Raw genomic sequence first — 549 nt, forward strand, 5'->3', positions numbered from 1 at the left:
CGGCGGAACCCACAGCCCCAGCCGAGGCAGCGGCAACGCCCAGTGAGCCAGAGCCCTTCTCGTTTGACGACTTTGGGCTCGATGCGGTGGAACAGACGCCTGCGGCGGAAGCGGCCCCGCCCAGCGAACCAGAGTTGGAAGCCTTCTCGTTGAGCGACCTTGGCCTCTCGCCGGAAGAGATTGCGGCCCTTGAGGCGGAACAGACGCCTGCGGCGGACACAGCGCTGCACAGTGAGCCAGAGCCCTTCTCGCTCGATGACTTTGGCTTGGATGCGGCGGAACCCACAGCCCCAGCCGAGGCAGCGGCAACGCCCAGTGAGCCAGAGCCCTTCTCGTTTGACGACTTTGGGTTGGATGCGGCAGAACCCGCAGCCCCAGCCGAGGCGGCAGCCACCCCGAGTGAACCGGAGTTGGAGCCCTTCTCATTGAGCGACCTTGGCCTCTCGCCGGAAGAGATTGCGGCCCTTGAGGCGGAACAGACGCCTGCGGCGGACGCAGCGACGCCGAGCGAGCCGGAGCCCTTCTCACTGGATGACTTTGGCTTGGATG

General features: G+C 66.1%; 1 pseudogene. It reads left to right on the forward strand.

Annotation, left to right across the window (positions count from 1 at the left end):
• Nucleotides 1-549: pseudogene (locus CJ255_RS23985) on the forward strand (tetratricopeptide repeat protein); the annotation flags it as partial.

The sequence above is a fragment of the Candidatus Viridilinea mediisalina genome (assembly GCF_002532535.1).
GTDB classification, from domain to species: Bacteria; Chloroflexota; Chloroflexia; order Chloroflexales; family Chloroflexaceae; genus Viridilinea; species Viridilinea mediisalina.